Below are 14132 nucleotides of genomic sequence, written 5' to 3' on the forward strand. Positions count from 1 at the left end.
CGGTCCGGGCACGGGGTGCCGAGCTGGAACCGGTAGGCGTTGCCCTGGATGCCGTGCTCTTCGAGGATCAGGGCGATGATTTTCGGCGCCGACAGCTGCTGGTAGATGCGCTGGTTGGTACGGTGTTCGAGGTAGGCCAGCTGCGGCACCAGCGACACCTTGTAGCGGGTCAGGCGCTTGCCGGCATCACCCTGGGCCACGCGGTAGATCTGGCCGTGGATGCCACTGCCTTGCGGATCAAACGCTAGAAAAGCCTGCTTGTGCAGCAGTGTCTCCAGGTCCAGGTCGGGGTTCTCGCTGACCAGTTCCAGATCGAAACGGAACGGCTGGCTGATGCCTTCGATCCCTTCGAAAGACAGCACCTGCAAGTCACCCTGGAAGTCGTCGACCGTCAGGCTGAAGTGGGTTTCATTGGAAGGATTGAACATAGCTTGCTCCCTGTTCGATGGTCATCCGTTACGCCGATGGAACCAGCGTTGCAGCCAGGACGAATCCGCGCGCATGGCGTCGCGCAATGCTTGGGCGCAGATGCTGCGTTGCGCCACGTCGAAGGCCAGCGCCGCGCGCAGGGCTGGCCAACAATGTCTGGGAAGATGCCTGGGCGCCTGCAGCGAGCGGTCCAGGCGTTCGTCGCGGGCCTGGGTCGACGGCAACCGGCGATACGGGTGCTTGCCGCAGGCCAGTTCGTAGATCACACAGGCCACCGCGTACAGATCGGCGCTGGCCGACAAGGCGCCGCCCTCCAGCAATTCGGGGGCGGCATAGCCGGGCGTCCAGGCGTTGAAACGGCTGCGGCTCAGCTGCGGCAGGCCGGGCAGCACGCCCTCCTCGGCCTGGCTCAGGCCGAAGTCGAACAACCGCACGCCGTCTTCGCAGAGCATCACGTTGCTCGGCTTCAGGTCGCCGTGCAGCACACCGCGAGCGTGGCTGTACGCCAGGGCATCGAGCAGTGGCCGCACCACATCGCGCAGCTCTTTCCACGGCAGGCCGGTAGGCCGTTCGCAGAGCAGTTTGTCCAGGGTCAGGCCGCGCATCAGCTCCATGGTGATGAAGGCGCGCTGGCACTGGGTGTCCACCTCGAAGCTGTGCAAGCGCACGACGTTCGGGTGGCGCAGGCGTCGGGTCAGGGCGAACTCGCTGTAGAGCAAGGCGCTGGCATCCGGCGTCTCGGAGAATTCTTCGCTCATGACTTTGAGCGCTATGTAAGGGTCGGGGTCGCCGAACTGCTCATGCAGCAGGTCCCGCGCGCGGTAGACCGCGCCCATGCCACCGGCCCCGAGCAGGCGCTCGAGGCGGTAACGTCCAGCCAGCACATCCGGCAGCCCGCCCACAGGGGCCACGGCCTGGGCCTTGGCGCGGGAGCGGTTCCTCGAACGATTGCGGCCCTTGCCCTTGGCCTTGGGCGCCACGGGACGCGGCGCCTCATTGGCTTTGGCGAAGGCGAAATAGGTCAGGTTGCTGGCCTCTTCCTCGCTCATCAGGATGTTATCCAGACCGGATTTGAGATCACTCATTGGCGGATCACCACGGCTGTCAGGTTGTCCCGCGCCGAGCCACGCAGGGCGCCGTCGAACAGACGCTCCAGCGCCACCTGCGGCGAGGCCAGGCTCAAGGCGTTGCCCAGCGCGTCGCTGGTCAGCCCCTGGTACAGGCCGTCGCTGCATAGCAGGAAGGCATCGCCGGGGTAGACCTGCAACTCCAGCACATCCAGGGTCAGTTGCTCGCTGGCGCCCACCGCCCGGGTCAGGGCATTGGCCGCCGGATGGGCCCGCGCCTGCTCGACGCTCATCTGCTGCTCGTCGATCAGTTGCTGTTGCAGCGAATGGTCCTTGGACAGCTGATACAGACGCTGCCCGCGCCACAGGTAACAGCGGCTGTCGCCAGCCCAGATGCACGCCGCGCGGTCGCCTTCCAGCAACAGCGCGACCACGGTACTGCCCATGATGCTGTCGTGGCGTTCGGCAGTGACGGTCAACTCCTGGCCCAGGCGCCGGTTGAGCCAGTGCAGGCACTGGCGCAGGCCCTTGAGCCGCTCGTCGAAACTGTCCTGCGCCGGCAACTCGGCCAGGCTGGCGACGATCAACTGGCTGGCGATGTCGCCACCCTGATGCCCGCCCATGCCATCCGCGACCACCCAGAGCCCCTGCTCCGGACAATCGAGGAAGGCATCTTCGTTGCGCGCCCGAACCTTACCCGGATCGGTGCGCGCAGCGCTGCGCCAGGTACTGGCAACCAGCATCAGAGCTGCACCGGCATGCGGAAGGTGCGCAGCACGCCCATGTCGAACGGGTTCGGCGTGCGCTGGCTCATCAGCAGGTAGTTGGCGCGCAGGCCGCCCAGGTCGGCCTTGAGCACCAGCACGTCACGGCCGGTCAGGTACTCGGTCTGCATCAGGTCGAACAGACGGAACAGCGACCAGGGGCCGGTGTTCTTTTCGATCCCCACCGGGCGCCCGGCCATCTTGTCCAGCACCAGGCTGGTGCGGCCGTCTTCGGCATCGGTCGGCCACTTGAAGGACACCGGCACGATCGGGCCGTGGCGGTACTCCATGGTCTTGTCGCCGAAACGGAACTCGGAACGGCTCACCGCCGGGTCCAGAGTGTAGGGCTCCAGCTTGAACTGCACCTGCGGCTCCGCCGGGTTCTCCGAGAAGAAGCTCTGGCGGATCACCTGGGCCGCGGCCATCTGGTCGAGGTAGACCTTGGACATCGGCAGGCTGTGGCCGTCGATGCTGCGCAGGCGGTAGTTGCCCGGATCGCCGCTGACGAAAGGCCGCATGTAGGTTTCGAAGAAGCGATCGGCGATGCCCTGGGCCTTGAAGAACTCGCGGAAGTCGCTGATGGCGACATCGCTGGTGCTATGGGCGCTGAACGGATAACGCTTGCTGATGGCCTTGCCGTAGAAGCTGTACAGCTCGCTCTGATAACGCTGGTTGAGGTACTGGTAGGAGTCGTTGAGCACCAGGCGCCAGGTGTCTTCCGCCAGCACGTTGAACCACACGCTCACCGGACGCGGCAGGCGCACCGAGGCGTTGCGCAGGTTGCTCAGGGCATCGCGCTGACCGCTCATGCGGGTCTTGGCCATTTCGAACGCTGCCTGCTCGGGCGCGCTGGCACGGGCCAGGCCGGCCAGTTGCAGCTGCAGGTCGTTCAGCGCTTGCAGCGCCGGGGTCAGGTCGGCGGCCGGGCCGTTGTTGTCGTCCAGCAGGCGGTGCAGCGGCTCGAAGCGCCGTTGCAGGGACTTCTTCGCGGTGTCCGGCAGGTTCTTGGCCAGGGCTTCCTGGGCCTTGCCCGCGGCAGCCGCCGCGACCTTGCCCAGCGCCCCACCCTTCTCGGCAGCCTTGTCCGCCGCGGCGGTCACGTCTTCGGCGCTTTCGGCGATGGCCTGGAAGCGGGTGTTTTCACGCACCTCCACCAACAGTTGCAGCACTGGCGAGTTGGCCGAGGTCAGGCCGGCGACCTGATCGGCGCCTTCGCCGGCATCGTTGAACGGCTGCAGGCCGACCTGGCCGACCGCTTCGCTCCAGAAGTTGGCGTAGTCGCGGAAGTACAGCTGCTCCAGCTCCACCATCAGCCGGCGCAGGTCCATGCCGCTGATGCCGCTGCCTTCGCCCAGCACCCAGTTGTCACGCAGGATATCGGTGACCAGCGCCGTGCCCTGGACCGAGAAATACTGCTGGTAACCCTGCTGGGTGTAGAAACCCGGGATCGCGTAGTCGGTGCCGACGAACAGGCTGCCCTGCGGCCCCAGGTGCTGGCTCAGACGGTACTCCGGCAGGCTCCGCGCCTGTTCGCGCAGTACGCGATAGACCACGTTGGCCAGTGACTCGCTGCGCAGCACCTGGCGCGCCTGGGCCACCAGGGTGTCGTTGAGCGGGTAGCTGAACGGCAGCTTGAGCAGGCGTTCGAAGTGCGCGCCCAGGCCGTTCTGCACCGCGGTGTTGCCGGCGTAGCGCGTCGACCAGTCGGTGGCTACCCAATCCTTGAGCCAGGACGGATCGCGACGGTCCTGCATGTTCAGCATCAGGTACGCCCGCAGGCTGTTGAGCAGGCGGTCGCGGTCGCGCATGTTGCTGCGGATCTGCCCTTCCAGCATTTGCGCCACCCGTGGCAGCAGCTGCGCTTGCAGCTCACGCTCGTAGGCACTGAGCACCACCGGGTTGCTTTCCTCGCCCTGGTACAGGCCGAGACGTTCGTGCAGCGATGCATCGTCCTTGGCCGGGAACACCTTGGTGGCTTCGAAGCTGGTGTCGAGGGTCTTGAGCGCCGCCATCGCGTCGTCACGGGCGGTCAGGGCCATGCGCTGCTGGTTCCAGTTCTGCGCCAGGGAGCGCAGGTTTTCCAGGCGCTCGTAGTTGGCGGAGAAACCGCCGGCCCAGAGCAGGCCGAACAAGGCCAGGGCCACCAGCGCGCCAACGTAGAGCGCACGCTGGCCCCAATGGATGCGATTGCGCTCGCGCTTGTCCAGGCCCGCCAGGTCGGCTTCGGGGAAAATCACCCGGCTCAGCAGGTGGTGAATGAAGCGCGAACGACCGCTGCGCAGGGTCGGCAGCACGCCGGCCGCCATGCCCAGGCTGGCGCCGATGCTGGCGGTATCGGGGTCGAGCTTTTCCGTCAGGTGCGGCGCGCTGGTCAGGTAGAAGCCGCGCAGCTGGCTGGCACGCTGGTAGCGGTTGCCTGTGAACGCCATGTCGACGAACAGGCACAGGCGCTCGCCGATCTGGCCCAACTGGTGCGGGAAGTCGAGGATGCGGCCACGGCGCTGGGTGTCGCGCTCCTGGTGCATGCGCATGATCACCTGGCTGTTCAGACGGCGCAGCAGCTCTTCGAACTCCTGGCGCAGCACGGCGACGTCGGTGCCGTTCTGCTCCTTGCGGAAGCTGGTGCCGAGCACCTGATCGCTTTCCTCGCGGCTCAGCTGATCGAAGAACTCGTCGAAGCCCAGCAACTGGTCGGCCTTGCTCAGCACCAGGTACACCGGCACATCGACGTGCAGCTTCTGGTGCACGTCCTGCAAGCGCGCACGTACCTGGCGCGCCAGGGTGTCGAGGTCCTGCTCGTTGCCGCTCAGCAGCAGTTCCACCGGAATGGTCACCAGCACGCCGTTGAGCGGACGCCCGCGACGGCGCTTGCGCAGCAGGTTGAGCAAGGTGCTCCAGGCGCTGCCGTCGACTTCCGCATCGGGCTGGGTCAGGTAGCGGCCAGCGGTGTCGATCAGCACGCCGTGGTCGGCGAAGTACCAGTCGCAGTGCCGGGTGCCGATGGTGTCGCGGGTCAGCTTGCGGTCGATCTTGTTGATCGGGAACTCAAGGCCCGAGAAGTCCAGCAGGCTGGTCTTGCCGCTGCTCTGCGGGCCGATCAGCAGATACCAGGGCAGGTCGTTGCGCCAGCGCTCGCTGCGCCCGCGGTACAGGCTCGAGGTCTTGAGGGTGCGCATGGCTTCCTTGAAGCGGCTGCGCAGCTCTTTCTGTTCCTCGTCGATCAGCTCTTCACGGCGCAGGCGTTCCTGGCCGTCTTCGCTGTCTTCCATTTCTTTCTTGCGGATCCCGGCGCGCCAGCTGACGAAGACCATGGTCAGGCCCCAGATCAGGAACAGCACGCTGATGGTCAGCAGGCGCGAGGTCGCGCTTTCCCAGAATTTATAGTCGTTGACCGCCAGCAGCGGCCCGACGAACCACACCAGCAGTGCCACGAACAGCACCAGCAACAGCGTCCAGACCCACGTCTTGCGCAGGAAGGCGCCGACTTTCTTGAAGAAGTTTTTCATCACACGTCCCTGTATTACTGCTGGGGCTGGACCACGGCCGGGTCAAGCTGCTGATAAGGTTGCAGAACGGTCTCGCGCTGCTCGCCCAGAACCCAGGCGAACCCCGAATACATCACCACCAGGCAGACCACCGTGAACAGCGCGACCATCCACCACGGCACGATGCGCACCAGGCTGCGGCGCTTGTCGTGCAGGCCTTCCCAATGCGGCGACAGCTCGCGCGGCACGTCGCCGCGCAGCTGACGGATCTGCCGGTACAACGCATCGCGGATGCCTTCGAGTTCGAGCATGCCGCGGGCCATGACCCGGTACTTGCCCTCGAAGCCCAGCGACAGGCACAGGTACATCAGCTCCAGCATCGGCAGGTGCTTGACCGGGTTCTTCGACAGCCGATCCAGCAGCTGGAAGAACTTCTCGCCACCAAAGGTCTCGTTGTGGAAGCTGCTGAGCAGGCTCATCTGCGACCACTCGCTTTCATTGCCCCAGGGGGTGGTGACCACTGCCTCATCGACCACGGTGCACAGCACGTAGCGGGCGGCCATGACCTGGCTGCTTTCGGCGCCGTTGTGCAGGGCGCGCACCTCGAACAGTTTCAGGCCCGCGGTCAGCCGCTCGTTGAGCGCGTACAGGTCTTCGCGGGTGTCGCTGTGCTTGAGGCGCACCACTTCCGACAACAGATCGGAGGCCGCCGCCACCAGCGCGTTCAGGCTGATGTTGAAGGCCTCGGCCGGGCGCAGGCGCGCGGCGTAGATCATCCGTTCTTCCAGTTGCTCGAAGCGCGGCGGCGCGGCGAAATCGGTCAGCGGACTCTGCGCCGGGCCATGGCCCTGGCGATCGAGCAGGACGGTCTTGTCGTCCTGGTTGTGTTCCATGTCCTTGATCATGTCGGTCAGTTCCTGATGGCCCAGAATTTCAGTTCAAGCTCGGCGAATTCGCCGGACACGTGGAAGGCGAAACCGCCGGAACGCTCCAGTTGCGCCAGGTCTTCGGAACTGAGTTCGAGGATGAAATAGGTTTTGTTGGAGTGGAACGCGATCTGCCGTGGCGCCACCGGCAAGGGTTTGACCTTGATCCCCGGCAGGTGCAGGTTGACCAGCTGGCGAATGCGCTCCACCGGGCCGACCTTGAGGTGCGCCGGCAAGCGATGGCGCAGTTCTTCGGAGTCGCAGTTGGCGCTGGCGGCCAGCACGAACGAGGCCGAGCCCAGCAGCTTGTGGTCATGCAACGGCGACACGATGATCCCGTACTGGCGTGCCTGCAGCACCAGCTCGATGGCGTGCTGTTCGAGCACCATCGACAGCACCTGGCGGATCGCGTCCATCAACTTGCGGAAGCTCGCGCCCTGGTCGCTGTGCTGGTAGCGGCTGTCCAGGCGCGGCCGCTTGCTGTCGCTGGCGAAGGTCGCCAGATCGCCGAGCATAGTCAGCAGCGTGCGGTACAGCTCTTCCGGATGCACCTGCTCCAGGCCCAGGTAATGGCGCAGCAGCAGTTCGGTGCGGTTGATCAGTTGCAGCATCATGAAGTCGCCGACTTCGGCACCGCCGACCTTGCCGTTGGAACGGATCCGATCGGCAATGGTGTCGCCGCGGTGGCTGAGCATGCTGATCACTTCCTTCAGGCACGACAGCAGGTAGCTCGAGGCATGGGCGTGGATGAAGGTCGGCACGAAGTCCGGGTCGAGGCTGATCACCCCGTCGGGCGTGGTATCGAGGACTTCGCAGAGCTTGAGCTTCACATAGGCCTGGTCGCTCTGTTGCTCGCCGAGCAGCAGGCGGAAGTCCGGCCGGGCGCAACTGACCTGACTGCTGGAATCGTCGCCGGCGTTGGAGTCGGCCACTTCCGCCTCGTAGGCGGTGTAGCGCGCCAGGACGTCGGACTGCTCCGGACGGCGCGACTCGATGTGGTTGCCGGTCACCAGCGGCAAGGCCAGGTAGACCGGGGTATTACCGGTGTTCGGCGGCACGTCGAGGGCCAGCGGCTCGGTGTTGCCACCCAGCTCGAACAGGCTGCCGTCGGGCAGGATGCCGGAGGCCTGGCTGATCACCAGCTTGCCCATGTTGAGGAACTGCAGGTCGATCTCCAGGCTCAGGAAACCCCAGGAATAACTGCCCAGCAACTGGGTGCGGGTTTTCATCTGGTAGTCGTAGTAGCGATCGTTGTGCTGGAAGTGCTGCGGGCGCAGTAACATGCCTTCCTGCCAAATGACTTTATGCACGTTCATGATTACTTGTCCGCCTTGGCGAGCGTTGCGTTGCTGGTGCGGATACCGGCCTGGTCGAGGGTCAGGTCGGCTTCGGTCAGCTCCACCGGAGTGAGCTGCACCACATAGCGCCACTGGGCTTCGGAGATATCGCGGTAGGCCGCCAGCACGCCAACGTAGCGGCTGCCTTCTTCGACGCTGAGCTTGAGTTCCACGGTTTCACCCGGGCGCAGTTCCAGCTCTTCGCTGGCCACCATGTCCGGCGCCAGGGATTCCTTGGCGCGCTCGTAGAGGCTGAAGAAATCGGCGTTCTCGAAGGCCACCGGATGCTTGAGCTCGATCAGCCGCACCACGATCGGCGACGGACGACCGTTGAGGTCCGGATTGAGCTGGTCGCTGGCGGTCAGCTTGAGGTTGAGCTTGGTCATGGTCGAGTACGGCGACAGCGACGAGCAGCCGGCCAGCAACACCAGGGCGGTCAGCGCAGCCAGCGTCTTGAGTAACAGGGTCGAGCAGCGAGACATGCGCATCATCCTTGGTGTTCGGTGTGAAGGGTGGAGATCAGGCGAATCTGTTCTTCATAGGCCTGGGCGAAGTCACGGGCCAACAGGCGTTCGCTCCAGTCATCGTCCTGACGCAGGGCCTGGTGATAGCGGTTGTAGGCTCTCCAGCGGCTGCCGGACGTGGCCAGCAACGGCTTGTTGTCGCGCTCGAAACGCAGGGTCAGCTGCTGCGGCGAGAAATGCTCGAGGGTGCCGCGCACGGCCGCGCGGCTGGCGGTCAGCAGCGCCACCTGGTGCGCCTGCAGATCGCGGAAAGCCCGAGAGATCGCCTGCTCTGCCGGCAACTGGCCGGGCTTGTTGCCCTGCAGCAGGATGCCCAGCGCTTCGCTGGCGTCCACAGCGAATTTCAGTGGGTTCTTGCTGCCGCCCTGGGCGGTGGTCAGGGCCAGGCGCAGTTCGTTTTTCAGCTCGCTGCGGGTGCGCAAGCTCTGCTGCAGGCCGCCGATGCTTTGCTTGAGCAGGCGCGCGGCATCGATCGCCAGGGCTTCGCGGGCGTCGTGATCGAGACCTTTGAGGTCCACCCCCAGCGCCGCGCCGAAATGCTCCCAGAAGCCTTCGCGCTGGCGCTCCACCGGGGCCGGCTCGACGGCGACCGGCGCCTCGGGCTGCGCCACCAGTTCCGGCACCAGCAGGCTTTCCATGTCGATCCGCGCATAGTCCGCGCGCTGCCGTGGTTCCTGGCGCGGCGTGTTGAGCGCAGTCAGCTCGTCGATTTCCGAATACACCCGCTCCTGCTGGTCCAGCGCATTGAGCGGGTCGAGGTCGAGGAATGCGTCATCGGGAATGATGCTGCCAGCGGCTTGCGGACGCCCGACTTCGGTGTCGAAGGTCGCCGGGTCGCGCACCAGGCGCGCGCGGATCTCGAAATCCCCCAGCACATAGACGCTGCCGTGCTCGATACGCTGCGGCTCGCCCTTGCGCAGGCGCGCGCCGCTGTCGCTGGCCTGGATACCGTTGCTGCTGGTATCGGTGAGGAAAAACGTACCGTCGCGGTAGCTGACGATCGCGTGGTGATTGGACAGGTGACGCTTGCGGTCCGGAATGATCCAGTCGCAATCCTCGCCCCGCCCGATCACCCCGCCGGCCTGCTTGAAGGTTTTGCTGCTCAACTCCGTGGGCACGAACTGCTTGGTGTTCAGCATTTCGAAAACCAGTTCCATGATGATGCTCCTTGCGGTCACTTGCCGCGATTGACCGCCTGCGGATCACCCAATGGGCGATAGGTGTTGTCGTTGAATTTGTAATTGCCGCTACAGCCGCCGAGGCCGCTGAGAACGATCAGAGCCAGCAGGGCGGCTTGCCAGTGACGAACAGACATCAGAGGGTCTCCATGGGTAGACAATGCACAAAGCGCCGACCCTTGCGGGCGACGCTTGGCGAAACGAAAAAGGCGCTGGGGGAAGTCATGTCGCGCTAACCCTCGAAGTCGCCAAGATTGATGTTCAGCCGCCCGAGGCGGTACAGCAGCGTGCGCCTGGGCAGCCCCAGTTCGCGGGCCGCCAGGGTCTGGTTGCCGTCGTTCTTGCGCAGGCAATCGAGCAGCAGGTGACGCTCGACCTTCTCCAGGCGTTCGCGCAGGTTCAGGCCGGGCTCTTCCGGCAGCGCTTCGCTGCTCAGGGAGAAATGCTCGGCCAGCAGCTCGCCGCCTTCGCACAGCAGCACCGCCCGTTCCACCAGGCCCTTGAGCTCGCGCACGTTGCCCGGGAAGGTGTAGCCCGAGAGGTGATTGAGGGCGGTTTCCGACCAGCTCACCGGGTCGCGCTGCAGAAAGGCGCAGGCCTTGTCGGCGAAGTGCCGGGCCAGATCGAGGATGTCGCCTTCGCGCTGGCGCAGGGCCGGCAACTCGATCGGGAACTGCGCCAGGCGGTAGTACAGGTCCTCGCGGAACTTGCCTTCGCTGACCAGCACCGCCAGGTCGCGGTGGGTCGCGGCGATGATGCGCACGTCGATCTTGTGGGTGTCGTTGGAACCCAGCGGACGGATCTCGCCCTCCTGCAGCACGCGCAGCAACTTGGCTTGCAGGGACAGCGGCATGTCGCCGATTTCGTCCAGCAACAGGGTGCCGCCATTGGCCGCGTCGAACAGCCCCGGACGGTCGCGATCGGCGCCGGTGAAGGCGCCCTTGCGGTAGCCGAACAGCTCGCTCTCCAGCAGGTTCTCCGGGAACGCCGCGCAGTTCTGCACGATGAACGCCTGGGAGCGCCGCGGGCCGTAGTCGTGGATGGCCCGCGCCACCACTTCCTTGCCGGTGCCGGTCTCGCCGCGCAGCAATACGGTGTAGGGGCTGTGCAGCACCTTGCTGATCAACTGGTAGGTCTGGCGCATGGCTGTGCTGTTGCCGATCAGCCCATAGCCGCTGGCGCTGACCGGGGTGCTGGCCACGGGTGCCGCGTCGCCCACCGGACGACGCAGGCGTTGCAGCAGATGCAATTGCCCGAGTACGAACGAGCCCAGCTGGCCCATGGAATCGGCGAAGCCCTGCAGGTCGATATGTTCGCGACTGGCGCACAGCAGCAGGCCCTCGACAGCCTTTTGCGTGTTCACCAGCGGTACGCACAGCAGCGACTGCCAGGGAGTCTCACGGGCCGGCAGGAAGCTGGTTTCGTGCAGGCTGCCGCTCAGGCCAACCAGGCTCACCACGCGGTTCTGGCACAGGGCGAACTGCAGCAGCTGCTCACCGTTGTAGTCCGCCGGCAGGCTCGCCGCTTCCCGCGGCTGCAGGATGCCGCTCAGGCATTCGGCGCTGAGACCGAGCCGGGTATGGGTGGCATCCAGCAGGTACAGCTGGCTCAGCTCGCAACCGCTGAGCCCGGCCACGCCGCGCACGAAATCGCCCAGCAGCGCGCCACCGTCGGCCGCCCGCGACAGGCTGGCGAACTGCGCCAGCAGCGCCTCGGCGTAGATCAGCGGTTGCGGTACACGAGTGAACATCACACCCACCTCAGGCGAACTCGCAGGTCACACCGCCGCTGCTGTCGAGCGTCGCGTGCACGCGCTTGAGGTTCTCGCCGGTGGCCATGGCCTCCAGCAGACGGTCGGCCACCAGTGGCAGTACGTGCAGGTCGAGCAAGTGGTCGATCAGGCGTGCGCCGCTTTCGCTCTGGGTGCAACGCTCGGCCAAGTGGTCGACCAGGTTCTGGCAGTGAGTGAAATCCAGCTGGCGCCGGTTCAGGCGCTCGCCCAGGCGGCCCAGCTTGATCTCGATCAGCTCGCGCAGCACCGGGCCACCCACCGGGTAGTAGGGCACCACGCGCATGCGCGCCAGCAGCGCCGGCTTGAAGTGCTTGCTCAGGACTGGGCGGATGGTCTCTTCCAGGGTCTCGGCGCTCGGTCGCTCGCCGTTCTCGCACAGCGCGCTGATGCGGTCGCTGGCCAGGTTCGAGGTCATCAGGATCAGCGTGTTGCGGAAGTCGATCTCGCGCCCTTCGCCGTCGTTGGCCACGCCCTTGTCGAAGATCTGATAGAACAGGTTGAGCACGTCCGGGTCGGCTTTCTCGACCTCGTCGAGCAGAATCACCGAATAGGGTTTCTGCCGCACCGCCTCGGTGAGCATGCCGCCTTCGCCGTAGCCGACGTAGCCTGGCGGCGCGCCGATCAGGCGCGACACGGTGTGCTTCTCCTGGAACTCGGACATGTTGATGGTGGTGATGAAACGATCGCCGCCGTACAGCAGGTCGGCCAGGGCCAGGGCGGTTTCGGTCTTGCCGACGCCGCTCGGGCCCACCAGCAGGAACACACCCACCGGGGCATCCGGCTTGTTCAGCCCAGCAGCGGTGGCCCGCATCGAACGATCCAGCGCATGCACCGCCTGTTCCTGACCGCGAATGCGCGCACGCAGGTCGGTGGCGAAGCTCGCCACCTTGGCGTTGTGTTCACGGGCCAGTTGCGTCAGCGGCACACCGGTCCAGGCGCTGATCACTTCGGCCACCAGGCGCGGGCAGACTTCGAAGCTGACCAGGCGTTCCTGGCTCTGGGCATCGCTCAGGGCGCGATGGGTTTCGTTGAGGGCAGCTTCCAGCGCCTCGACGCTCTGCCCCTCTTCCACTTCGGCGGCGAGGGTTTCGATCACCGTGCCTTCGGCGTCTTCTTCCACCGACACCAGCGGCGGCTGGTTCGCCGCGTCGCGGGCCTTGGCCAGTTGCTGGCGCAGTTCGAGCAGACGTTCGGCCAGGGTGCGTTGTTCGCTCCACAGGGTTTCCAGGGCTTGCTGCTCGGCCTCGGCTTCGGCCAGACGGGCCTCCAGCGCGTCCAGGGCTTCCTGGTCGATCGCCAAGCCAGCTTCAGCATCGCGGCGCAGCGCCTGGCGCTGACGGCCACCTTCGGCCAGTTCGCCACGCAGGCGCTCCAGGCTCTCCGGCGCTGCCGCCAGGCTGATGCGCACCCGGGCACAGGCGGTGTCGAGCACGTCCACCGCCTTGTCCGGCAGCTGGCGGCCAGCCAGATAGCGGGCCGACAGTTCGGCCGCAGCCACCACCGCGTCGTCACGCAGGTAGATGCCGTGGCTCTTCTCGTAGACCTGGGCCAGGCCACGCAGGATGGTCACCGCCTCGCTGACGGTCGGTTCGTGCAGCTGCACCGGCTGGAAGCGCCGGGCCAGGGCCGGGTCTTTCTCGAAGTATTTCTTGTACTCGGCCCAGGTAGTGGCGGCGATGGTCCGCAGCTCGCCACGGGCCAGGGCTGGCTTGAGCAGGTTGGCCGCGTCGGAACCGCCCGCGTTGCCGCCGGCGCCGATCAGGGTGTGGGCTTCGTCGATAAATAGAATGATCGGCTTCGGCGAAGCCTTGACCTCGTCGATCACGCCCTTGAGGCGGCGCTCGAACTCGCCCTTCACGCTGGCGCCCGCCTGCAGCAGGCCCATGTCCAGCGACAGCAGTTCGACGCCCTTGAGCACCTGTGGCACTTCACCGGCGGCGATGCGCGAGGCCAGGCCTTCGACCACCGCGGTTTTACCGACGCCGGCTTCGCCGACCACGATTGGATTGTTCTTGCGGCGACGGGCGAGGATATCGACCATCTGGCGGATCGCGCCATCGCGGCACAGCACCGGGTCGAGCTTGCCCTCGCGGGCCTGCTGGGTCAGGTTGTGGGTGAAGCGCTGCAACAGCGATTCGCCCGGCGCCGCTGGCTTGCCGCTGGCCGGCTCTTCCTTCTGCGACAGGGCGAAATCCTTCAGGCGCTCGATATTCAGCTTGGCCAGCAGCGGCTGGTAACGGCTACCGGCGTAGCGCATCGGGTTACGCAGCAGGGCGAGGATCAGCGCCGCCTGCTCGACCTGGCTCTGGCCCAGTTCGAGGTTAGCCACCAGCAAGGCGTCCTGCAGCCACTGCACCAGCTCCGGGGCGAACACCGGGTTGCGCGAAGCACTGTGCTCGACCCGCGATTGCAGTGCCGCGCTCAGCTCGCCGGCATCCACTTCGGCATCCTGCAACGCGCGGGCGAGCAGGCCTTGCGGACGCTCCAGCAGGCCCAGCAACAGGTCTTCAACCAGGATCTTGCTGCCGCCACGGGCGACACAGCGTTCGGCGGAGCTTTCCAGGTCGCGGCGGGTTTCGGCGTCCAGCGCCTGGATCAGTTGCTGCAGGTCTACGTTGATCATGTCATCT

At 65.8% G+C, this 14132-nt stretch carries 11 protein-coding genes; all 11 read right to left on the reverse strand.

Annotated features, from left to right (window positions below; translation table 11 throughout):
• Positions 1-428, reverse strand: a 428-nt coding sequence (locus ACTJKT_RS16465; RefSeq protein WP_440787806.1) for a contractile injection system protein, VgrG/Pvc8 family, incomplete at its 3' end; no start/stop codon positions are given.
• A 21-nt stretch (positions 429-449) separates the two neighbouring features.
• Positions 450-1514, reverse strand: a complete 1065-nt coding sequence (locus ACTJKT_RS16470; RefSeq protein ID WP_440787807.1) for a serine/threonine-protein kinase — start codon at positions 1512-1514, stop codon at positions 450-452.
• Entirely contained in the window at positions 1511-2239 is a 729-nt protein-coding gene (locus ACTJKT_RS16475; RefSeq protein ID WP_007930264.1) for a PP2C family protein-serine/threonine phosphatase, read from the reverse strand. The genes ACTJKT_RS16470 and ACTJKT_RS16475 overlap by 4 nt, the downstream gene beginning before the upstream one ends.
• A complete protein-coding gene (gene tssM, locus ACTJKT_RS16480) occupies positions 2239-5766 on the reverse strand; it encodes a type VI secretion system membrane subunit TssM (RefSeq protein ID WP_440787809.1) in 3528 nt (1175 codons plus the stop codon). Before tssM ends, ACTJKT_RS16475 begins: the two co-directional genes overlap by 1 nt.
• A 14-nt stretch (positions 5767-5780) precedes the next feature.
• Complete coding sequence (icmH, locus tag ACTJKT_RS16485; protein WP_025807001.1) at positions 5781-6650, reverse strand: type IVB secretion system protein IcmH/DotU; 870 nt, start codon at positions 6648-6650, stop codon at positions 5781-5783.
• Positions 6651-6655: 5 nt separating this feature from the next.
• The gene (gene tssK, locus ACTJKT_RS16490; RefSeq protein ID WP_007930267.1) at positions 6656-7987 is read right to left on the reverse strand and encodes a type VI secretion system baseplate subunit TssK; all 1332 of its coding nucleotides are present in this window, start codon (positions 7985-7987) and stop codon (positions 6656-6658) included.
• Positions 7988-7989: 2 nt separating this feature from the next.
• On the reverse strand, positions 7990-8490 hold the full coding sequence (tssJ, locus tag ACTJKT_RS16495) for a type VI secretion system lipoprotein TssJ (protein WP_025807000.1): 501 nt from the start codon (positions 8488-8490) through the stop codon (positions 7990-7992).
• 5 nt (positions 8491-8495) lie between these two features.
• On the reverse strand, positions 8496-9689 hold the full coding sequence (tagH, locus tag ACTJKT_RS16500) for a type VI secretion system-associated FHA domain protein TagH (RefSeq protein ID WP_106698917.1): 1194 nt from the start codon (positions 9687-9689) through the stop codon (positions 8496-8498).
• A gap of 17 nt (positions 9690-9706) precedes the next feature.
• Positions 9707-9847, reverse strand: a complete 141-nt coding sequence (locus tag ACTJKT_RS16505) for a hypothetical protein (RefSeq protein ID WP_007930271.1) — start codon at positions 9845-9847, stop codon at positions 9707-9709.
• 95 nt (positions 9848-9942) lie between these two features.
• Positions 9943-11460 carry a sigma-54 interaction domain-containing protein gene (locus tag ACTJKT_RS16510; protein ID WP_440787810.1) on the reverse strand — a complete coding sequence of 506 codons (1518 nt, stop codon included), beginning with the start codon at positions 11458-11460 and terminating at the stop codon, positions 9943-9945.
• Positions 11461-11470: 10 nt separating this feature from the next.
• Entirely contained in the window at positions 11471-14125 is a 2655-nt protein-coding gene (gene tssH, locus ACTJKT_RS16515; protein ID WP_440787811.1) for a type VI secretion system ATPase TssH, read from the reverse strand.
• Positions 14126-14132: the final 7 nt, after the last annotated feature.

Source organism: Pseudomonas sp. 22526 (genome assembly GCF_052044735.1).
GTDB lineage: Bacteria > Pseudomonadota > Gammaproteobacteria > Pseudomonadales > Pseudomonadaceae > Aquipseudomonas > Aquipseudomonas piscium.

Coding starts and splice junctions, on each gene's coding strand:
- ACTJKT_RS16475 (WP_007930264.1), bottom strand. CDS start 2,239: ATGCTGGTTGCCAGTACCTGGCGCAGCGCTGCGCGCACCGATCCGGGT.
- ACTJKT_RS16470 (WP_440787807.1), bottom strand. CDS start 1,514: ATGAGTGATCTCAAATCCGGTCTGGATAACATCCTGATGAGCGAGGAA.
- tagH (WP_106698917.1), bottom strand. CDS start 9,689: ATGGAACTGGTTTTCGAAATGCTGAACACCAAGCAGTTCGTGCCCACG.
- icmH (WP_025807001.1), bottom strand. CDS start 6,650: ATGATCAAGGACATGGAACACAACCAGGACGACAAGACCGTCCTGCTC.
- ACTJKT_RS16510 (WP_440787810.1), bottom strand. CDS start 11,460: ATGTTCACTCGTGTACCGCAACCGCTGATCTACGCCGAGGCGCTGCTG.
- ACTJKT_RS16505 (WP_007930271.1), bottom strand. CDS start 9,847: ATGTCTGTTCGTCACTGGCAAGCCGCCCTGCTGGCTCTGATCGTTCTC.
- tssK (WP_007930267.1), bottom strand. CDS start 7,987: ATGAACGTGCATAAAGTCATTTGGCAGGAAGGCATGTTACTGCGCCCG.
- tssJ (WP_025807000.1), bottom strand. CDS start 8,490: ATGTCTCGCTGCTCGACCCTGTTACTCAAGACGCTGGCTGCGCTGACC.
- tssH (WP_440787811.1), bottom strand. CDS start 14,125: ATGATCAACGTAGACCTGCAGCAACTGATCCAGGCGCTGGACGCCGAA.
- tssM (WP_440787809.1), bottom strand. CDS start 5,766: ATGAAAAACTTCTTCAAGAAAGTCGGCGCCTTCCTGCGCAAGACGTGG.